The following is a 20700-nucleotide window of genomic DNA, read 5'->3' on the forward strand; positions in this document are numbered from 1 at the left end:
AAGACGGGGCCGTTCCCACCACGGTCGGCCTCGGGCCGCCCGTACGGGGGACACAGACTGCGCCCGACGCGATCCCGCGGGGTTCGCGGGCGCTCCCCGAGCCTGCGCCGCTATCCAGCCTTCCACCCCTCTTCGCCCGAGCGCAACGGCACGGGCCCCGGCTCGACGCGGTCCGCCACAGGCACAGGCCATGACCTGGGGCGGACTCCGTGGCCACGGGGGCGTCGCTCGGGGCGACCACCGTGGCCACGGGGGCCTGGCCTCGGGTGAACCACCGCAGCCACAGGGCCCGGCCTGGGGTCGCCCCCTGTAGTGCCGTGGCCTGGCGGCAGCACGAATCCCTCACCCATGCCACGAGCGCCACAGCGCCGCGTACGCCCCGTCGGCCGCGACCAGCTCGTTGTGGCTGCCCAGCTCGCTGATCCGACCGTCCTCGACGACGGCGATCACGTCCGCGTCGTGGGCGGTGTGCAGCCGGTGGGCGATGGCGACGACCGTGCGCCCGTCGAGGACGCGGGCCAGGGACCGTTCCAGGTGACGTGCCGCGCGCGGGTCGAGCAGGGAGGTCGCCTCGTCCAGGACCAGTGTGTGCGGGTCGGCCAGCACCAGCCGGGCCAGCGCGATCTGCTGGGCCTGGGCCGGAGTGAGCGCCAGCCCGCCCGAACCGACCTCGGTGTCCAGACCGTCGTCCAGCGCACGCGCCCACCCGTCCGCGTCGACCGCCCCGAGCGCCGCCCACAGCTCGGCATCGACGGCGTCGGCCGAGGTCCCTTCGCTCGAACGAAGCCGGGAGTGGGGGAGGGCGAGCAGGAGGTTGTCGCGCAGGGAGCCCACGAAGACGTGGTGCTCCTGGTTGACGAGGGCCACGTGGGAGCGGACGCGTTCCGCGGTCATGCGGGAAAGCTCCGCACCGCCGAGGGTGATCCGGCCGTTCCGGGGCGCGTAGATCCCGGCGAGCAGCCGTCCCAGCGTGGACTTGCCGGCGCCCGAGGGACCCACCAGCGCCAGCCGGGTGCCGGGGGCGACCTCCAGGGACACCTTGCGCAGCACGTCCACGCCCTCGAGGTAGCCGAAGTGCACCCGGTCGGCGTGCACGTCGCGCCCGTCGGGAGCGAGCCGGTCGTCACCGGCGTCCGGCTCGACGTCCCGGACACCGACCAGCCGGGCCAGCGACACCTGGGCGACCTGCAGCTCGTCGTACCAGCGCAGGATCAGGCCTACCGGGTCGACGAGCATCTGCGCGATCAACGCACCCGTCGTCAGCTGGCCGACCCCGATCCAGCCCTGGAGCACGAAGACCCCGCCGACCATGAGGACCGAGGCGAGCACCGTCACGTGCGTGATGTTGATGACCGGGAACAGCACCGACCGGAGCCAGAGCGTGTAGCGCTCCCAGGCCGTCCACTCCCTTATCCGCCGGTCCGACAGCTGAACCCGGTCGGCGCCGAGGCGGTGCGCCTCGACAGTGCGCCCGGCGTCCACGGTCTCGGCGAGGGCGGCGGCGACGGCCGCGTACCCGGCGGCCTCCGAGCGGTAGGCGGCCGGCGCCCGCCGGAAGTACCAGCGGCAGCCGACCACCAGCAGCGGCAGCGCCAGCAGCACGGCGCCCGCCAGCGGAGGTGCCGTGACGACCAGCCCGCCCAGCAGCAGGCCCACCCACACGACGCCGATCGCCAGCTGGGGCACGGCCTCGCGCATGGCGTTGGCGAGCCGGTCGATGTCGGTCGTGATCCGGGACAGCAGGTCGCCCGTGCCGGCCCGCTCCAGAACACCCGGCGGCAGCCCGACCGACCGCACGAGGAAGTCCTCGCGCAGGTCGGCCAGCATCCGCCCGCCGAGCATCGCGCCCCGCAGCCGCACCTCGCGGACGAACACGGCCTGCACGACCAGCGCCAGCACGAACAGCGTCACCGTGAGGCCGAGGTGCAGCTCACGAGCCTCGTCCGACACCCGCTCGACGAGCCCGCCCAGCAGGTAGGGGCCCGCCATCGAGGCGACCACGGCGACGGTGTTGGCGGTGATGAGGAGCAGGAAGGCACGGCGGTGCCGGCGGAACAGTTCGGCCACATAGGCGCGTACGGTCGCAGTGGCGCCGACGGGCAGGGTGTTCGCCGTCGTCGGGGCCGCCGGGTCGTAGGCCGGTGGCGCCACGCCGATCATGCGGTCTCCTCGATCTCGTCCAGCTCATCCAGTTCGTCGAGCTTGTCCAGCGCGCCGCTCAGGGTGGCCTCGTCCTCGGTCTCGCGGGTCACCACGGCCCGGTACCGGGGCTCCTTGTGCACCAGCTCCCGGTGCACGCCCACCGCCGCCACCTCGCCCTCGTGCACGAGCACCACCCGGTCGGCCCGGTCCAGGAGCAGCGGCGAGGAGGTGAAGACGACCGTGGTGCGGCCTGCTCGCAGATTGCGCACGCCTTCCGCGATCCGGGCCTCGGTGTGGGAGTCGACGGCGGAGGTCGGTTCGTCCAGGACGAGCACCTCCGGGTCGGTGATGAGCGACCGTGCCAGTGCGAGCCGCTGGCGCTGGCCGCCGGAGAGGGACCGTCCGCGTTCGGTGATGCGGGCGTCCATCGGATCCTCGGTGTCGAGCGAGCCCTGTACGAGGGCCGTCAGCACGTCCCCGCACTGCGCGGCCGCCAGCGCCTCCTCGGCGCCGACGTCTCCCGAGGCGGGCACGTCGAGCAGTTCGCGCAGCGAGCCCGACAGAAGCACCGGGTCCTTGTCCTGCACCAGTACGGCTGTCCGAGCACTGTCGAGCGGCAGCTCGTCCAGCGGGACGCCGCCGAGCAGCGCCGATGCGCCCGCCTCCGTGGGGTGTCCGCCGAGGCGTTCCGCCAGTCGCCCCGCCGCGTCCGGATCGCCGCACACCACGGCGGTGAGCCGGCCGGCCGGCGCGAGCAGGCCGCTCGCCGGGTCGTACAGGTCGCCCGAGGGCAGATCGGCCTCGCGCGACCCCTCGGCGGACGTGACCCGCTCCAGGGCCAGAACCCGCGCCGCCCGCCGGGCCGAAGGCCGCGAGAAGGAGTAGGCCATCGCGATTTCCTCGAAGTGCCGCAACGGATACGTGAGGATCATGACGGAGCTGTAGACGGTGACGAGTTCACCGACGGTGATCCGGCCCTGGCGGGCCAGGTGCACGCCGTACCAGACGACCGCGATCAGCAGCAGCCCCGGCAGCAGTACCTGGATGGCCGAGATCAGTGACCACATCCGGGCGCTGCGCACGGCCGCGTGGCGGACCTCCTGGGATGCGCGGCGGTAGCGGTCGAGGAACAGTTCCTCGCCGCCGATGCCGCGCAGGACACGCAGCCCGGCGACGGTGTCCGAGGCCAGCTCGGTGGCCCGTCCCGCCTTCTCGCGCTGGAAGTCGGCGCGCCGGGTCGCGCGGGGCAGCAGCGGCAGCACCGCCACCGCGAGGACGGGCAGGCCCACGGCGACGACCACGCCGAGGGCCGGCTGGTAGACGACCAGGCCGACGCAGACGAGCACGATGCTGACGGCCGCGGCGGTGAAGCGTGACACGGCCTCCACGAACCAGCCGATCTTCTCGACGTCACCCGTGGAGACGGCCACCACCTCGCCCGCCGCGACACGCCGGGTCAGTGCGGAGCCCAGCAGCGCGGCCTTGCGGGCCAGGAGTTGCTGGACGCGGGCGGCCGCCGTGATCCAGTTGGTGACCGCCGCGCGATGCAGGAAGGTGTCGCCGATCGCGTTGCCGGCGCAGGCCAGCGCCATCAGCCCGCCTGCGAGGGCGAGCCGGGAGCCGGATCGGTCGACCACGGCCTGGACGGCGAAGCCCACACAGAACGGCAACGCGGAGACCGACACGAAGTGGAGCAGTCCCCAGGCCAGCGATCTGAACTGTCCACGCAGCTGATTCCGGCCGAGCCACCACAGGAACCGCGGCCCCGAGCGCGCGTCCGGCACACCTGGGTCGGGATACGGAAGGTCTTGGATCTGCATGACGTCCCAGTGGCTCGTGTCAGGTGGGCGGAAGGGATGGCGGTTGGTGATGGGGTGAGGATGCGAACGGAAAGGGCCGTGCACGGGGAAAACAGACCGTGAAAGGTTCGCGTCACAACGTGGTCGAAGGCAACCGGTTTTCCGTGGCAGCGCACAGATCCGGCTACCGCGGGACTCACCTCGTGCGCCTCCCGTCACCGAGGCCTCATTGCGGGCGCGCCCGACTCGCCGTGGCACACCGGCGATGCGAGGAACGCAGCGGCTGTTGAAGCGAGTTGTGTGCGATGCGTCACTCGGTTCCTGATTTACACGGTGGCAACACGGCGGTCTCGTGGGCGATCAACAACTCCCGCAAAGTGATCGCCGCGGAAGCCGCTTTCCGTATTGCAGAAGTCCTGTCCCGGCTTCTGTGTGCCACCGTCCCCAAGGAGTGCCCGTGCCGCCGTCCGTACCGTCCCTGCCGCGACGCGTCGCACGCATACTGCGTACCTCTCTCTTCGCGCAGGTCGCCTGCGCACTCGTGCTCGGCATCGTCGTCGGAAAGCTGTGGCCCGACCTGGCCGCGGATCTCCAGCCGCTCGGCGACGGGTTCACCCGGCTCATCAAGACGATCATCTCGCCGCTGGTGTTCTGCGTGGTGGTCGTCGGCATCGCCAAGGCCGGTGACCTGAAGGCATTCGGCCGGATCGGACTCAAGGCCCTGATCTGGTTCGAGGTCGCGAGCACGCTCGCCCTGCTCATCGGGCTTCTCGCCGCCAACGTCGTCCAGCCCGGCTCGGGGATGAACGTCGACCCGGCCACGCTCGACACCTCGGCGGTCGACGAGAAGACGGGCGGCGGTTCACTGCCCTCGACGACCGAGTTCGTCCTGAACGCGCTTCCCACCAGTTTCATCGGAGCCTTCGCCGAGAACTCCCTGCTCCAAGTGCTCGTTCTCGCCTGCCTGGTGGGCGCCGCTCTGCTGCACCTCGGCCACACCAAGGTGCCGCAGGTCCTGCCGGCCATCGAGCAGGCCCAGGAGATCATCTTCGCGATCGTCGGCTTCGTCATGCGACTGGCCCCGATCGCGGTGTTCGGCGCGATGGCCGTCCTGATCGGCCAGTACGGGCTCGGCGTGATCGAGACGTACGCCAAGCTGATCGTCCTGTGCTATGTGGCCGCGGCGTTCTTCATCGTGCTCCTCGCGGTCGCCCTGCGGATGGTCACCGGGCTCAGCCTCTGGAAGTTCCTCCGGTACATCCGCGAGGAGATGCTGCTCGCGCTGGGCACGGCGTCCACCGAGTCCGTCATGCCGCGCGTGATGCAGAAGCTGCGCAAGGCAGGTGCCCGCGACGACGCCGTGGGCCTGGTGCTGCCCACGGGCTACTCCTTCAACCTCGACGGCGCCTCGCTCTACCTGTCCATCGGCACCCTGTTCATCGCGCAGGCCGTGGGTGTGGATCTCAGCCTGGGTCAGCAGATCACCGTGCTGCTGGTACTGATGCTGACCAGCAAGGGCATGGCCGGCATCCCCGGTTCGGCCTTCCTCGCCCTGTCCGCGACCGCCGCCTCGCTGGGCGCCATTCCCGCCGGCGCTGTCGCCCTCCTGCTGGGTGTGGACCGCATCATGGACTCGATGCGCGTGGTGACGAACCTCCTCGGCAACTGCGTCGCCGTCTTCGCGGTGTCCCGCTGGGAGGGTGCGCTGGACGCCGCACGGGCGAAGAAGGTGCTGGACGGGGAGATCGTCTTCGTACCCGACGCCCACGAAGAGGCTCTGCCCTCGGCATCGGCCAAGGAGCCTGCGTCCGAGGCCCGCTGATCACTCGTCGCAACGAGCCGCGTGCTGCCACTCCGCAACCGGGAGCGGCAGCGCGCTGCTCTTGGTGTGGGGGCCTACGAGAGCATCTGGCCGGCGTCGGCGCCGCCAGGCCCCCCGTCGACCAGCGTGTCCAGCAGACCCCCGAGCACCTCCCGCTGCTCGTCCGTGAGAGGCGCGAGGATCTCCTCCGCGGCCGATCTGCGCGCCGCGTGCAGCTCGCGCAGCGCCTCGCGTCCCTCGGGCGTGAGGCCGATCCGGATCACCCTGCGGTTGCTCGGGTCGGGAACCCTGCGCACCTTGCCGCTCGCCTCCAGGGCGTCGACCAGCGTCGTCACGGCACGCGGCACCACTTCCAGCCGCTCGGCGAGGTCGGCCATACGGGGCGGCGAGTCGTAGTGCGCGAGGGTGCGCAGCAGCCGGGACTGCGCCGGGGTGATGCCCAGGGCACGCTGTTGGAGATGGCGTTTCTGGATCCGGTGCACCCGGCGGGTGAGCCGCAGCAGCTGCTCGGCGAGCAGTCCGTCGGGGTCGGAGGTGGTCATGCGGGAACAATATCAGGACCACGTTCATTGTGAGTATAGGTAACAATGAGCTACGCTCCGCCAGCCGTTGCCGACTCCCTCCTGAAGGAGCCCATGAAACCCGACCACGAACCCGCCTGGACGCCGCCCGACGACTCCGAGGAGCAGCCGCGGCAGGTGCGTCGCATCCTGAAGCTCTTCCGCCCCTACCGTGGCCGACTGCTCGTCGTCGGCCTGCTCGTCGGCGCCTCGTCGCTGGTATCGGTCGCCACGCCGTTCCTGCTCAAGGCGATCCTCGACACCGCGATCCCCCAGGGACGGACCGGCCTGCTCACCCTGCTGGCCCTCGGCATGATCCTCAGCGCCGTACTGTCCAGCGTCTTCGGCGTCCTGCAGACCCTGATCTCGACGACGGTCGGCCAGCGCGTCATGCACGATCTGCGCACCGCCGTCTACGGCCGGTTGCAGCGCATGTCGCTCGCCTTCTTCACCCGCACCCGCACGGGCGAGGTCCAGTCCCGCATCGCCAACGACATCGGCGGCATGCAGGCCACCGTCACCTCCACGGCCACCTCCCTGGTCTCCAACTTCACCAGCGTCGTCGCCACGATCATCGCGATGCTGGCCCTCGACTGGCGGCTGACCGTCGTCTCGCTGCTCCTGCTGCCGGCGTTCGTGTGGATCAGCCGCCGGGTCGGCGACGAACGCCGGAAGATCACCACGCGGCGTCAGAAGCAGATGGCCGCGATGGCCGCGACGGTCACCGAGTCGCTGTCGGTCAGCGGCATCCTGCTGGGCCGCACCATGGGCCGCGCCGAGTCGCTGACGAAGTCCTTCGCCGAGGAGTCCGACCGGCTGGTCGACCTCGAGGTGCGGTCGAACATGGCCGGCCGCTGGCGGATGGCCGTCATCACGATCGTCATGGCCGCCATGCCCGCCGTCATCTACTGGACGGCCGGCCTCGCCCTCCATCTGGGCGGTCCGGAGGTCTCCATCGGCACGATCGTCGCCTTCGTCTCCCTCCAGCAGGGCCTGTTCCGCCCGGCGGTCAGCCTGCTCGGCACCGGCGTCCAGATCCAGACCTCGCTGGCCCTCTTCCAGCGCATCTTCGAGTACCTCGACCTGCCCGTCGACATCACCGAGCGCGAGCGCCCCCTCCGTCTCGACCAGGTCAAGGGCGAAGTCCGCTTCGAGGGCGTCGAGTTCCGCTACGACGGCAAGGGCGGTCCCGTCCTCGACGGCATCGATCTCACCGTCCCGGCCGGCGGCAGCCTCGCGATCGTCGGCCCGACCGGCGCCGGCAAGTCCACGCTGGGCTACCTGGTGCCGCGGCTGTACGACGTGACGGGCGGCCGGGTCACCCTCGACGGCGTCGACGTCCGCGACCTGGACTTCGACACCCTCGCCCGGGCGGTCGGCGTCGTCTCCCAGGAGACGTACCTCTTCCACGCCTCGGTCGCCGACAACCTCCGCTTCGCCAAACCCGATGCCACCGACGAGGAGCTGCACGCGGCGGCCCGGGCAGCCCAGATCCACGATCACATCGCCGCCCTGCCCGACGGCTACGACACTGTGGTCGGTGAGCGCGGTCACCGCTTCTCCGGCGGTGAGAAGCAGCGCCTGGCCATCGCCCGTACGATCCTGCGCGATCCGCCGGTGCTGATCCTCGACGAGGCGACCAGCGCGCTGGACACCCGCACCGAACGTGCCGTCCAGGAGGCGATCGACGCGCTGTCGGCCAACCGGACGACGCTCACCATCGCCCACCGGCTGTCCACCGTTCGGGGCGCCGACCAGATCGTGGTCCTGGACGCCGGGTGCGCGGTCGAACGGGGCACGCACAAGGAGCTGTTGGAGCTCGACGGGCGGTATGCGGCGCTGGTACGCCGGGACGCCCAACTTGAGCCGACAAGGTGACGATATGCCGGGTTTGTAGCGATGTGCGGGTTACCGTGCCCGCATGCAGACGAATACTCCGCCACGGAGCACGACTCGCAGGACTCGACTGACGCGCCGGGGCCGTGCCGCCCTCATCGCAATCGGAGCCGTCCTGGCCGGTACCGCCGTGGCGGTGCCGCTGCTGACCCACGGGGGCGACGAGGAGGCCAGACCCGCATCGCTGGTGATCCCGGAGGGCTGGCGCGCCGGCCAGGTCTACGAGGCCGTCGACAAGGTCCTCGAACTGCCCCCCGGCACCACCAAGAAGGCCCTCCCCAGAGCCAAGCTGAAACTGCCGAACGACGCCGACGGCAACCCGGAGGGCTACCTCTTCCCGGCGACATATCCGCTGCCCGAGAAGGCGACGCCGGAGCAGTTGCTGTCGACGATGGTCGACACCGCCAACAGGAAGTTCAACGGCGCCCCGATCGCCGCCGGGGCGCAGCGCAACGCCATGAACGTCTACCAGGCGGTCACCATCGCGAGCATCATCCAGGCCGAGGCCGCGACCAAGGCCGACATGGGGAAGGTGGCCCGGGTCATCTTCAACCGGCTGGAGCGCGGTATGCCGCTCCAGATGGACTCCACGATCAACTACGCCCTCAACCGCACCAAGTTGAGGACGACGCTGAACGACACCCGTATCGACAGCCCCTACAACTCGTACCAGCGCATGGGCCTGCCGCCCACGCCGATCGACAACCCGGGCGAGGAGGCGATGCGTGCCGCGATCAACCCGACCCCGGGAAACTGGCTGTACTTCGTCACGGTCAAGCCGGGCGACACCCGCTTCACGGCCGACTACGCGGAACATCAGCGCAACGTCGCCGAGTTCAACGCGCAGCAGGCGAGCGTGAGCCCGCAGCCGACGCGGTGACCCGACGGAGCTTCGGGCGGCGAGGCGGCCGCACGACGCCGGCGGGACGTCATGCGGCGACGGGCTGCTCCTCGGCCAGCAGCCGCCTGATGTCCCGTACGGCCGCCCGCCCGGCCCGGTTGGCGCCGATGGTGCTGGCCGAGGGGCCGTAGCCGACGAGGTGGATCCGCGGGTCGGCGACCGCGCGCGTTCCGTCCACCCGGATGCCGCCGCCCGGTTCACGCAGCCGTAGCGGCGCCAGGTGGTCGATGACGGCCCGGAATCCGGTCGCCCAGAGGATGACGTCCGCGCTGACGTGCCGTCCGTCCTGCCACTCGACACCGTCCGGCGTGATCCGGGCGAACATCGGCTGCCGGTCCAGCACTCCGTCCTTCAGTCCTTGCCGAATGGCGTCGTTCAGCGGCAGGCCCGTGACGGACACCACACTCTTGGGCGGCAGTCCCTGCCGTACCCGTTCCTCCACGAGCGCGACCGCCGCCCGGCCGGCGTTCTCGTCGAAGGGCCCCTCGCGGAAGACGGGCGGACGCCGGGTCACCCAGGTGGTCGCGGCCGCGTACGGGGCGATCTCCAGCAGATGCTGCGTACCGGAGGCGCCGCCGCCCACCACGACGACCCGCTGTCCGGCGAACTCCTCGGGCCCGGGGTACTGCGCGGTGTGCAACTGCCGCCCGCGGAAGGTCTCCTGGCCCGGATAACGCGGCCAGAACGGCCGGTCCCAGGTGCCGGTGGCGTTGATCAGCGCCCGCGTGGCCCAGTCCCCGGCCGAGGTCTCGACGAGCAGCCGCCCGCCCGGGCCCTCCCGCACGGAGTGCACGTCGACCGGCCGCCGTACGCGCAGGTCGAACGTCTCCTCGTACGCGGCGAAGTACTCGCGGATCACCTCCGACGACGGCCGCGCCGGATCGGCACCCGTCAGCTCCATCCCCGGCAGCGCGTGCATCCCGTGCACCTTGCCGTACGTCAGCGATGGCCATCGGAACTGCCACGCCCCGCCCGGACCGGGGGAGTGGTCCAGCACCACGAAGTCACGGTCCGGCTCAAAACCGGTCCGCCGCAGGTGATAGGCGCCGGCCAGTCCGGCCTGACCGGCGCCTATGACGACAACCTCGACCTCGCGCGTGTTGTTCACGCTTCCACCAACAGCGTCGAGTCCGTGGATCTTCCCGCGCGGTCGGTCGGGCGTGGGCGGCGGCCCGTGGGTCAGGATGGAGACATGTCAGATGTGTTCAGCACCCGAGTTCTGCACGTCGCCACCGGTTCCGCGGAGAACGTCGTCGACCTGACCCGTGACTGCGAGGCCTTCCTGAGTGAGGTGACCGCCGGCCGCGACGGCCTGCTCAACGTCTTCGTCCCGCACGCCACGGCCGGCATCGCGATCATCGAAACGGGCGCGGGCAGCGACGACGACCTCCTCGCCGCGCTGCACACCCTGCTCCCCGCCGACGACCGCTGGCAGCACCGCCACGGCAGCCCCGGCCACGGCCGTGACCACGTCCTCCCGGCGCTCGTCCCCCCGCATGCGACCCTGCCCGTACTGGACGGACGGCTCGAGCTGGGGACGTGGCAGTCGGTGTGCCTGGTGGACACGAACAGGGACAATCCCAACCGTCAGGTACGGTTGAGCTTTTTGGGGGCGTCGTGACCTGGCCGGTGGCGTCGACGCAGGCGGCCGGCTGTGCGTCGGGCAGCGCAGTTCTCGAGTCAGTCCACAGGCTGCATCTCCCTGAAGCGGGCCGCCAGTTCGCTGCGGGAGCGGATGCCGAGCTTGGCGTAGACATGCGTCAGGTGGTACTGGACCGTCTTGACGGAGATGAACAGCTCCAGTGCCGTCTGCTGGTTGGTGGCTCCGGAGGCGACGAGCCGGGCGACGGCTTGCTCCTGCGGCGTGAGGTGTGCCAGGCCGGGAGCGTTGCGGGTGGTGTTCAGGCCGCCTGCCTTGAGTTCGCGATCGCACCGCTCCGCGTGGGTACGGGCGCCCAGGGTGACGTAGGCGTCGCGGGCGTTCTTGAGGAAGGCGTCGGCCTCACGGCGTTTGCCGGCTCGGCGCAGGGTCTGGCCGTAGACGAAGTTCACCCGGGCGTGGTCGTAGGGCAGCGGCAGGTGTTCGAGGTGCGCGAGCGCCTGCTCGAAGTCCTTGCGGGCGGTGTCGATGTCGCCCCGTGCGGCGGTGAGCCTGCCGCGGGCCGTGCCGAGGCGCGCCATGCCGGAGCGTCGGCCGCGGCGTGCGGCCAGCTCCTCGTACGGGGTGAGGAAGGCATCGGCCTCGTCGAGCCTGCCGGTCATCACCAGGGCGTTGGCGTACACGTCCGGCCACGGCCAGAATCCCGGCTCGTCGATGGACTCGCGCTCGGACAGCTGGACCACGGGTGACAGTGCCTCGATGACCCGTCCGTAGTCGCCGCGTGCCTCGGCGACCTGTGCGCGTGCCAGACAGGCCGGTACGAGCATGACCTCGTAGTGGTGGATGCCGGCCGCGGCCTCGCCCACGTGGTGGTCGGCCGCCTCCCAGTCGCCGCGCAGGGCGTTGATCTGGGCTCCGGTCCAGTGCACGAGCGGGCGGACGAACTCGATGCGGGCCTCGGAGAGACGGACGGTGGCCCGCTGTACCGTCTCGAGGGCCTCCTGCCATGCCCCGAGTGCGAACTGGGTGCGCGCGAGCCAGCCCTGCGCCCAGAGGGAGATCCGGGTGGAGCCCATCCGGTAGCCGGTGGGAACGGCGGCCTCGAGTCGCCGGCGTGCGTCCTCCGGGGCGTCCAGGGCGAGGTCCACCCAGCCGCGTCCGAGCTGGAAGCGCTGCGGCTGGGCGCCGCCGGGCAGTTGGGCGGCGGCTGTGTCGTATGCGGCGACGGCCTCCTCGGGCCGGCCGATCCCCGCCAGGCCCAGGCCGAGGATGGCCTCCGACTCGATGGCCGACGGATCGTCCGGGTCTGCCAGGTCCATGGCGCGGTGGGCCCAGGAGACCAGCTCGCGCCCGTTCCAGCGTCCCAGGGCGTGCAGCACGCGCCGCTGGCAGATCTTCGCCATCAGGTCGCGGTGGCGTTTCGGGTCGCAGCGCTCCCAGGCCTGGGTCAGGAACGTCTCGGCTTCCGAGGGCCGACCGCGCATGATGGCCAGATAGCCGAGTACCACGTCGCGCAGGGTGCTGGGCGGGAAGCTTTCCAGTTCCAGGGCGAAGACCGCGGCCTGCGGTACGTCTCCTGCGCCGATCATGGCGTCGACCGCGCGGAGCAGCCGGTTCTGGCGGGCGGGGCGGTCGCTGCTCAGACGGCTGGCCTTGACCAGGGTGTCGGCCACGGTGCCCCACTCCCCGGCGGTCGCGCGCTCGACGGCGTGCCGGTCGAGCTCCTCGGCGAGCTCGTCGTTCGCCGAGGTGGTGGCGGCCACCTGGTGGGTCAGTCGGCGGCCGCGGTCCTCGGTGATCGTCGCCGCGCGGCGGTGCAGATCGGCGCGGTGCGTCAGATCGATGCCGGTGAGGACGGAGGCCCGCACCAGAGGGTGGGTGAAGGCCAGCAGTGCGCGGCCCGGATCGACGGTGGCAGCAAGCAGGCCCGCGGCGCGCGCCTCGTCCACCGCGGGCAGAGGATCGTCGAGCTCAGCGAGTGCGGCGGCCTCGGCGAGGGAGACGTCGTTCCCGAGGACCGAGCAGGCCTCCACCAGGGCCCGGGTGGCGTCGCCGCACCGGGCGAGGCGGTGCCGCACGACCGATGCGTAGCGGGCGGGCGCGGGCAGCATGGGGCGCCAGTCGTGCCAGGTCTCCCGGGGCAGTTCGCTGAGCAACTGTGTGACGTACCGGGGATTGCCCCTGGTGTGGTGGCACAGGTGGCGGGCCGTTGGCAGGTCCAGGGTGAGGCCGGCGGATTCGCAGGCCAGGGTCCTGACCTCCGCCGGAGTCAGCGGCCCGGGACGCACCGCGCCGTCCCGGCAGCGGTCCAGGAACTCCAGGGCTGCCAGGACCGACAGGGGCACGTCCACGTACTGCCCTTGCACCTCGTACACGTCCTGCGACCCTTGCACCTCGTACAGGTCCCGGGGCTCGTCTCGTGCGATCAGAATGACGAGCACCCGCTCGTCCGACGCCCTGCGCACCGCGGACCGGATCGCGCGCAGGCTTTCCACGTCGGCCCAGTGGGCGTCATCGACGAGCACCACCAGCGGCTCCTGCTCCCGCCGGGCCGCCCACTGGCGGTGGAGCAGGCGGCCGGTGTCCAGCACCGCGTGCGGCGATGCGGGGTCGGGCAGGGCGGTGTCGCCACCCCCGGCGCGCACGAGCTGCTCGGCGACGCCCAGCGGCAGGGCCGACTCCCAGGACACCCCGGCGACTCGGACGACGCGAGGCGCGTCCTTGCCGACGCCGGCCCGGTGTCTGCGCAGCACGTGCTCGACGAGGGCCGTCTTACCGATGCCCGCCGGCCCCTCGACGAGCACCGTCGCGGAGTGACCCGCGCAGGCGGCCTCGACCGCGCGGGTCAGCGCGGCAACCTCGCCGACCCGCCCGATCAGGCTTTGCTGCTGCTCAGGGCGGTTATCCATGTGCCTGCACGTTAACACTGCCTCGGATGCGGATCATGATGAGTGGATCGGGGCCGCCCGTGCGGCCCGCTCGTCGGGAAGCCGGTCCGCGGCGGGCGACACGGTGCTTACGGGAGTCAGCCGAGGTCTCCACCGGCGACGGGGAGCACCGTGCCGGTGATGTAGGACGCCTCGTCGGACGCGAGAAAGACGATCGCCGCGGCCTGCTCGTCCAGCGTGCCGTACCGCTTCAGCAGGGACGAGGCTACGGTCTGGTCGACGATCTGCTGGTACCAGGCCTTCTCCTGCTCGGTCCCGGGCGCGGGACCGCGGGCGACGCGGCGCGCGGGGGCGTCGGTGCCGCCGGGAGCGGTCGCCACGACCCGGATGCCGTACGGGGCGGTCTCCAGGGCGAGTGACGCCGTGAGGGCGTTGATGCCGCCCTTGGCGGCTGCGTACGGGATGCGGTTGATGCCGCGGGTGGCCACAGAGGAGACGTTGACGATGGTGCCGGAGCGCTGCTCGATGAGGTGGGGCAGCACGGCCCGGCAGGTCCACAGTGTGGGGAAGAGGGAGCGCTGGATCTCCGCCTGGATCTCCTCGGGTGCGTAGTGCTCGTAGGGCTTGGCCCAGATGGTGCCGCCGACGTTGTTGACGAGGCAGTCGATCCGGCCGAGCCGGTCCTGGGCCTCGGCGATCGCGGACTGCGCGCCGTCGTAGGTCTCCAGGTCGGCGATGACCGCGTGCGCCTTGAGATCGTCGGCCGCTTCCCGGACCATCTCGGAGCGATCCACCAGCACGAGCTGAGCGGACTCCTGCGCCAGGCGGCGGGCGACAGCGAGGCCGATGCCCTGGGCTGCGCCGGTGACGACGGCCTTCTTCCCGGCGAACCGGTCCACGTGCACGCTCACGCCGCCTCCACCGCCTCCCGTACGGCGACCGGTGTGAACTTCTCGTAGTGGAAGCTCGCCGGGGTGACACCGAGGGACGCGATGTGGCCGCGCACCGCGTCCACCATGGCGGGCGGCCCGCACAGGTAGACGTCGACGTCGCCGTCGTGCAGGGTGCCGCTGTCCATCAGGGCGGTCACGAAGCCCTTGTTGCGGGCGCTGCTGGAGGGGTCGGCGACGCAGTGGTCGAAGGTGAATCCCTTGATGACCTTCGTGTAGTCCTCCAGGGTGTCGAGATGGACGAGGTCCTGGTCGGTGGTGACACCGTAGAGGAGATGGACCGGCTGCTCGACGGGGGCCTGAGCCAGTCGTTCCAGCATCGACAGCAGCGGCGCGAGGCCGGTGCCGCCGGCCAGGAGCAGTGCCGGGCGGGTGAGATCGCGCAGGTAGAAGCTGCCCATGGGCCCGGTGAACTCGAGGCGGTCGCCGACCTGGGCCCGCTCCGCGAGGTAGCCGGACATCGCGCCGCCCTCGGTCAGGCGCACCAGGAAGGAGGCCTGGTGCTGGTTGGGGCCGGAGCTGAAGGAGTACGACCTGGTCTGGTCCGTGCCCGGCACGGTGATGTTGACGTACTGGCCGGGCAGGAAGTCCAGTGCCTCGCGGTCGTCGACGTCGAGGGTGAAGCCGACCGTGGTGGGGGAGTGCCGCTGGATGTCCGCCAGGGTGGCGCTGTGGGACGCCACAGCGGTCTTGGCGGCGGCCGATGTCGACGGGATGCGCAGCACGAGATCGCTGTGCGGGGTCATCTGGCACGGCAGACAGTAGCCGAGCGCCGCCTCGTCCTCGGTCAGTGCCTCGTCGATGTAGTCACCGCCGTCGTAACGGCCGGACTCGCAGAGCGACTTGCAGGTGCCGCAGGCGCCGTCGCGGCAGTCGAGAGGGATGTTGATCCGGGCCTTGTACGAGGCGTCGGCGATCGTCTCTCCCGGTCGGCACTCGATGAACCGGGTGATGCCGTCCTCGAAGTTCAGGGCGACCTGGAATGCCATGGTGTTGCTCATTTCAAGACGTGGGGGGCCGGCTCAGACGTGGTAGATGTCGACGACGTGGTGCACGTAGTCGTTCTTCAGGACCACCTTCTTGGCGCGGATCAGCGGGTCGGGGCCGGAGAAGTCGATCCGGTAGAACGACGTGCCGAAGTAGGTGTCGACGGTGTGGTAGCGGTAGTAGAGCGTGAACCAGTTGAACCGCACGTCCACGATCCCGCTGTCGTCCTGCCCCGTGATCTCGACGTTCGTGACGTTGTGGCCGGTGCGCGGCTCGGGCAGGCTCGTGGCGCTCGAGCGGTCGGTGCGGATGCGGAAGACCCGGTCCTCCAGGCCCCCGCGGTTCGGGTAGTAGATCAGTGAGATCTCGCGCTGTGGATCAGTGGTGAGCTCGTCGTCGTCCGCCCAGGCGGGCATCCAGAACTCGACGTCGGGGTGGTAGCACTCGAGCCACTTCTCGAACTCGCGGTCGTCGAGGTGGCGGGCCTCGCGGTAGAGGAACCGGCGGACGTCGTCGAGCGTGACGGTGGGCGTGGTGGTGTCGGTTGCCGTGGTCACTTCGCCACCTCCAGGTCCAGGGCGTTGCGCATGGTGTCGAGCCAGTAGCCGTGCTGAATGGGGTAGAGCCCCTCGTCCTCCGTACGCACCCCGCTGGCGATCGGGTTGATGCCGATCCGCTGCGCGGCCTCGTCAGGGCCGTCGATCTGGTGCACGGCGCCGCGGCTGAGGTCGTTCCACGGGGCGGCGGTCGCCAGGTACGTCTTCTGGCAGGAGCGGAACTCCTCCAGGTCGTCCGGCGTGGCCATGCCGGTGGCGTTGAAGAAGTCCTCGTACTGCCGGATGCGCTGGGCCCGGGCCTCGGGCGACTCGCCCTTGGGGGCGATGCAGTAGATCGTGACCTCGGTCTTGTCGACGGAGATGGGCCTGAAATGCCGGATCTGTGAGCTGAACTGGTCCATCAGGTAGACGTTCGGGTAGAGGCACAGATTGCGCGAGACCCCGATCATCCAGTCGGCCTTGTCCTCGCCGAACTCCGCCACCAGCTCGTCGCGCCTCTCATGGAGGGGGCGGTTGGCGGGGTCGAGCCACTTGGTCCACAGCAGCAGATGGCCGTGCTCGAAGGAGTAGAAGCCGCCCTTCTGCTTGGCCCAGCCGCCGGCGTCCATCGTCTTGGTGTCGTTCATGGACTCGCCGGCGGTGCGGCGGGCCTGCGTCGCCGCGTAGTTCCAGTGGGTGGCGGACACGTGGTAGCCGTCGGCGCCGTTCTCGGTCTGCAGCTTCCAGTTGCCGTCGTAGGTGTACGTCGACGAGCCGCGCAGCACCTCCAGGCCCTCGGGGGACTGGTCGACGATCATGTCGATGACCCTGGCCGCGTCGCCGAGGTGCTCGATGAGGGGCTTGACGTCCGGGTTGAGGCTGCCGAAGAGGAAGCCGCGGTAGCTCTCGAAGCGAGCGACCTTCCTCAGGTCGTGCGACCCGTTCGTGTTGAACTGCTCGGGATAACCCGCCTCGCGCGGGTCCTTCACCTTCAGGAGCCTGCCGGTGTTGCTGAACGTCCAGCCGTGGAACGGGCAGGTGAAGGTGGTGCGGTTGTCCGTCTTGCGGCGGCAGAGCATCGCGCCGCGGTGGCTGCACGCGTTGATGAGGCAGTGAAGTTCCCCCTGCTTGTCGCGGGAGATGACGACCGGCTGCCGGCCGATGTACGTCGTGAAGTAGTCACCTGTGCCGGAAATCTGGCTCTCATGGGCGAGATAGACCCAGTTCCCCTCGAAGATGTACTTCATCTCCAGCTCGAAGAGCTCCTCGTCGGTGAAGATGCTCCGGCGGACGCGGTACACACCGTTCTCCGGATCCTCCACCAGGGCGTTCTCGACGATGGTCCGCGCACGGCTGTGGGCGTCGGCCATGTTCCGTCCCTCCCAATCGCGTCTGCATCCCGCCGGACAATGGCCGGTTGCCTGCTTGTTACGGCGGCTTTGCAGAACCTTGTCATCGCGGTGACGACCCGGCCCCAGGTATTTCCCCAGGGTTGACCCAGGGGGGTACTGATATCGCTGGCATCTCAATAGCGTGGAATCAGGTATTTGTGGTGTATGGGAGTTGCTCCCTACGCTGGGGCGCAATCGAGGGCCCCAAAAAACAGGAAAGGGGCAGCCCGATGGAACTCAGGCACCTTCGGTATTTCGCGGCCGTCGCCGAGACCCGCCATTTCGGCAGGGCCGCGGAACGCCTGCACATGGCGCAGCCCCCGCTCTCCCAGGCGATCCGCCGGCTGGAGACGGAGCTGGGCGTGGAGCTGTTCACCCGCACCACCCGGCAGGTCGCCCTGACCGGTGCCGGCGAGGTGTTCCGCACCGACGTGGAGCGCATCCTCAAGGCCGTCGACGAAGCGGTGGCGAGGGTCGGGCGCTTCGCGTCAGGGGTGGAGGGGGTCCTGAGGGTCGGCCTCACCGGAGCCGCCTCGTACCGACAACTTCCCATGCTGGCCCGGCTGGTGAAGCGAGAGATGCCGGGTGTGATGCTGGAGGTGCACACGGAGATGCTGACCCCCGCCCAGGAGACAGGGCTGATCGAGCGACGTCTCGATGTCGGCCTCCTGCGCCCGCCGATCAGGCAGGAGGGGATCGCGCACCGCACGATCGCCGACGAGCCCCTGGTCGTGACCGTCCCCGAGGAGCACTGGCTCGGCGAGGCGGACTCCGTACGCGTGGAGCAGTTGCGGCACGAGAACTTCATCATGTACGGCGCCACGCTCGGCTCCGTCCTGAACGACGCCGTGGTCCGCAGCTGCCTCGCGTCCGGCTTCTACCCGCACTGCGCCTACGAGGTCACCGAGACGTCGGCCGCCCTGGCGCTGGTCGCCGCGGGGCTCGGCGTCGCCGTACTGCCGGACTCCGTCCGCTCCGCACCACGCGAGGGGGTGCTGTGCAAGGCGGTCGAGGACGCGTTCTGCGTACGCCTCGACCTGGCGTGGCGCGAGGACGACGAGTCGCCACTCCTGAGGAACCTCCTGAAGGTCCTCGAGAACAACGATGTATTCCTTGAAGGAGCGGCGTGAAAATCGTCAAGGTGGAGGCAGTTCCCTTCGCCATTCCCTATGCAAAGCCTCTGAAATTCGCCAGCGGCGAGGTGCACACCGCCGAACACGTCCTGGTGACCGTGCACACCGACGAGGGTCTGACGGGCACCGCCGAGGCACCGCCCCGGCCCTACACCTACGGCGAGACCCAGGAGTCGATCATTGCGGTGATCGACAAGGTCTTCACACCGCAGATCCTCGGTCTGTCACCGCTGGAGAGGGAGGCGATCCACGCAAGGCTCGACCGGACCATCGGCAACCCCACCGCCAAGGCCGCCATCGACATGGCGCTGTGGGACATCCTCGGGAAGGCGGCGGGCGTGCCCGTGTCCGGCCTGCTCGGCGGATACACCGACCGGATGCGGGTGAGCCACATGGTGGGCTTCGCCCCCGCCGACCGCATGGTCGCGGAGGCCGAGCGGGTCCGGGACACCTACGGCATCACCACGTTCAAGGTGAAGGTCGGGCGCCGGCCCTACACCGAGGACGTCGAGGCGTGCCGGGCACTGCGCGAGGCCCTGGGCCCGGACGCGGAGCTGTACATCGACGGCAACCGCGGCTGGACCGCGTCCGAATCGGCGCGAGCCCTGCGCGAAATGGCCGACCTCGGCCTCACCTTCGCCGAGGAACTCTGCCCGGCCGACGACGTACTGGGACGGCGCTGGCTGGTCGCCCAGAGCCCGATTCCCTTCATCGCCGACGAGAGCGCCACCCGGGCCGCGGAGGTCACCCGGGAACTCCTCGGCGGATCCGCGACCGCCATCAGCATCAAGACGGCCCGCACCGGCTTCACCGCATCCCAGCGCGTGCTGCACCAGTGCGAGGGCCTGGGCGTCGAGGTGGTGATGGGCAACCAGATCGACGGCCAGATCGGCACCTTGTGCACCGTCACGTTCGGCGCCGCCCACCGCTCGGCCGCACGCCACGCGGGCGAGCTGTCGAACTTCCTCGACATGACCGACGACCTCCTCACCGAGCCGCTCACCATCGAGGACGGCATCCTGCGCATCCGCGAGGGCGCCGGACTCGGCATCGACATCGACCCCGACAAGCTGGCCCGCTACCGCCAGGACCGCTGACGGACGCTGCCCCCCAGTGCCGAAGAGCACGGGGATTCCTCAGCCAGAGGGCGACCGACAGGACTCAGAACCAACAGAACCAGGAACGGGACATGACCGACATCATCACGGAAACGCCGGCCGAGCAGGCCACCGCCGCGGCCTCCGGCACAGCCGCCACCGAACGCTTCCGCAGCAAGCAGCGCGAGGCCGCAGCCGACGTCGACACCAACCGCGTCGACACCCTCGCCTCCGAACTCCTCGCCGCCGCCCACGACATCATCCGCCGCCACAAGGTCACCTACGCCGAGTACGACGCGCTCAAGGCATGGCTGATCCAGGTCGGTGAGGACGGCGAGTGGCCGCTCTTCCTGGACGTGTGGGTCGAGCACGTCGTCGAGGAGATCGCCAACGAGAACCGCGCGGGCAACAAGGGCACCATCGAAGGCCCGTACTACGTGCCCGACTCGCCGCGCCTGCCCGCCGAGGCGACGTTGCCCATGCGCGAGAACGAGGAGGGCACCCCGCTGCTCTTCCAGGGGCAGGTCACCGCCGTGGACGGAACCCCGCTGGATGGCGCCCACATCGAGATCTGGCACGCCGACAACGACGGCTACTACTCCCAGTACGCCCCCGGCCTGCCCAAGTGGAACCTGCGCGGCACGGTCGTCGCCGACGAGCAGGGCAACTTCAAGATCCACACCATCGAGCCCGCGCCCTACCAGATTCCCACCGACGGATCCTGCGGCAAGCTCATCGCCGCCGCGGGCTGGCACGCCTGGCGCCCCGCCCACCTCCACCTGAAGGTGTCGGCGCCCGGACACCAGCTCCTCACCGCCCAGCTGTACTTCAGGGGCGGCAGCCACGTCGAGGACGACATCGCCTCTGCGGTGAAGCCCGAGCTGATCCTTGACCCCGCGCTGGCGGCGAATGGCAACGGCCACGAAGTCACCTACGACTTCGTCCTCGACAAGGCCTGACGCGGCGAGCAGAGGGAACGGAACCGGCAGAGGAAACAG

Annotated in this window: 16 protein-coding genes; 7 read left to right on the plus strand and 9 right to left on the minus strand. The window is 70.2% G+C overall.

Annotation, left to right across the window (positions count from 1 at the left end):
- Positions 1–342 precede the first annotated feature (342 nt).
- Both ACFVJQ_RS08580 and ACFVJQ_RS08585 read right to left on the minus strand, forming a co-directional pair.
- Positions 343–2160: an ABC transporter ATP-binding protein gene (locus ACFVJQ_RS08580; RefSeq protein ID WP_385781953.1), complete on the minus strand. Its 1818-nt coding sequence runs from the start codon at positions 2158–2160 to the stop codon at positions 343–345.
- On the minus strand, positions 2157–3962 hold the full coding sequence (locus ACFVJQ_RS08585) for an ABC transporter ATP-binding protein (RefSeq protein ID WP_385781956.1): 1806 nt from the start codon (positions 3960–3962) through the stop codon (positions 2157–2159). Before ACFVJQ_RS08585 ends, ACFVJQ_RS08580 begins: the two co-directional genes overlap by 4 nt.
- A gap of 436 nt (positions 3963–4398) precedes the next feature.
- Between ACFVJQ_RS08585 and ACFVJQ_RS08590 the strand changes: the two genes are divergently transcribed.
- Entirely contained in the window at positions 4399–5763 is a 1365-nt protein-coding gene (locus tag ACFVJQ_RS08590; RefSeq protein WP_385508924.1) for a cation:dicarboxylate symporter family transporter, read from the plus strand.
- Positions 5764–5837: 74 nt separating this feature from the next.
- Here the strand turns inward: ACFVJQ_RS08590 and ACFVJQ_RS08595 are convergent, their stop codons facing one another.
- On the minus strand, positions 5838–6305 hold the full coding sequence (locus ACFVJQ_RS08595) for a MarR family winged helix-turn-helix transcriptional regulator (RefSeq protein WP_385508923.1): 468 nt from the start codon (positions 6303–6305) through the stop codon (positions 5838–5840).
- Between the two features lie 93 nt (positions 6306–6398).
- Here ACFVJQ_RS08595 and ACFVJQ_RS08600 point away from each other — a divergent pair, with 93 nt between their 5' ends.
- A complete protein-coding gene (locus ACFVJQ_RS08600) occupies positions 6399–8201 on the plus strand; it encodes an ABC transporter ATP-binding protein (protein WP_385508922.1) in 1803 nt (600 codons plus the stop codon).
- A 43-nt stretch (positions 8202–8244) separates the two neighbouring features.
- Complete coding sequence (mltG, locus tag ACFVJQ_RS08605; RefSeq protein ID WP_385781961.1) at positions 8245–9099, plus strand: endolytic transglycosylase MltG; 855 nt, start codon at positions 8245–8247, stop codon at positions 9097–9099.
- A 49-nt stretch (positions 9100–9148) separates the two neighbouring features.
- Here the strand turns inward: mltG and ACFVJQ_RS08610 are convergent, their stop codons facing one another.
- A complete protein-coding gene (locus ACFVJQ_RS08610) occupies positions 9149–10228 on the minus strand; it encodes an NAD(P)-binding domain-containing protein (protein WP_385781964.1) in 1080 nt (359 codons plus the stop codon).
- An 84-nt stretch (positions 10229–10312) separates the two neighbouring features.
- On the opposite strand from ACFVJQ_RS08610, the gene ACFVJQ_RS08615 reads away from it, so the two are divergent.
- On the plus strand, positions 10313–10741 hold the full coding sequence (locus tag ACFVJQ_RS08615) for a secondary thiamine-phosphate synthase enzyme YjbQ (RefSeq protein ID WP_385508919.1): 429 nt from the start codon (positions 10313–10315) through the stop codon (positions 10739–10741).
- Positions 10742–10800: 59 nt separating this feature from the next.
- On the opposite strand, the gene ACFVJQ_RS08620 is transcribed toward ACFVJQ_RS08615, so the two are convergent.
- The 5 genes from ACFVJQ_RS08620 to benA form a co-directional block, all read right to left on the minus strand.
- A complete protein-coding gene (locus ACFVJQ_RS08620) occupies positions 10801–13629 on the minus strand; it encodes an AAA family ATPase (protein WP_385781967.1) in 2829 nt (942 codons plus the stop codon).
- Positions 13630–13745: 116 nt separating this feature from the next.
- The gene (locus tag ACFVJQ_RS08625) at positions 13746–14519 is read right to left on the minus strand and encodes a 1,6-dihydroxycyclohexa-2,4-diene-1-carboxylate dehydrogenase (RefSeq protein WP_385781970.1); all 774 of its coding nucleotides are present in this window, start codon (positions 14517–14519) and stop codon (positions 13746–13748) included.
- Entirely contained in the window at positions 14516–15547 is a 1032-nt protein-coding gene (benC, locus tag ACFVJQ_RS08630) for a benzoate 1,2-dioxygenase electron transfer component BenC (protein ID WP_385781973.1), read from the minus strand. Before benC ends, ACFVJQ_RS08625 begins: the two co-directional genes overlap by 4 nt.
- Before the next feature lie 33 nt (positions 15548–15580).
- Positions 15581–16102: a benzoate 1,2-dioxygenase small subunit gene (gene benB, locus ACFVJQ_RS08635; RefSeq protein ID WP_385781975.1), complete on the minus strand. Its 522-nt coding sequence runs from the start codon at positions 16100–16102 to the stop codon at positions 15581–15583.
- Positions 16099–17451 (minus strand): benzoate 1,2-dioxygenase large subunit, encoded by a 1353-nt coding sequence (gene benA, locus ACFVJQ_RS08640; RefSeq protein WP_385781978.1) that lies wholly within the window; start codon positions 17449–17451, stop codon positions 16099–16101. The genes benB and benA overlap by 4 nt, the downstream gene beginning before the upstream one ends.
- 251 nt (positions 17452–17702) lie before the next feature.
- Here benA and ACFVJQ_RS08645 point away from each other — a divergent pair, with 251 nt between their 5' ends.
- The 3 genes from ACFVJQ_RS08645 (at position 17703) to catA (ending at position 20661) form a co-directional block, all read left to right on the plus strand.
- Complete coding sequence (locus tag ACFVJQ_RS08645) at positions 17703–18602, plus strand: LysR substrate-binding domain-containing protein (protein ID WP_385781981.1); 900 nt, start codon at positions 17703–17705, stop codon at positions 18600–18602.
- Positions 18599–19702, plus strand: coding sequence for a mandelate racemase/muconate lactonizing enzyme family protein (locus ACFVJQ_RS08650; RefSeq protein ID WP_385781984.1), 1104 nt, complete (start codon positions 18599–18601; stop codon positions 19700–19702). Before ACFVJQ_RS08645 ends, ACFVJQ_RS08650 begins: the two co-directional genes overlap by 4 nt.
- 92 nt (positions 19703–19794) lie before the next feature.
- On the plus strand, positions 19795–20661 hold the full coding sequence (gene catA, locus ACFVJQ_RS08655; RefSeq protein ID WP_385781987.1) for a catechol 1,2-dioxygenase: 867 nt from the start codon (positions 19795–19797) through the stop codon (positions 20659–20661).
- Positions 20662–20700: the final 39 nt, after the last annotated feature.

Origin of the sequence: Streptomyces sp. NPDC127197 (genome assembly GCF_042672405.1) — a bacterium.
In the GTDB taxonomy this organism is placed as follows: Bacteria; Actinomycetota; Actinomycetes; order Streptomycetales; family Streptomycetaceae; genus Streptomyces; species Streptomyces flavusporus.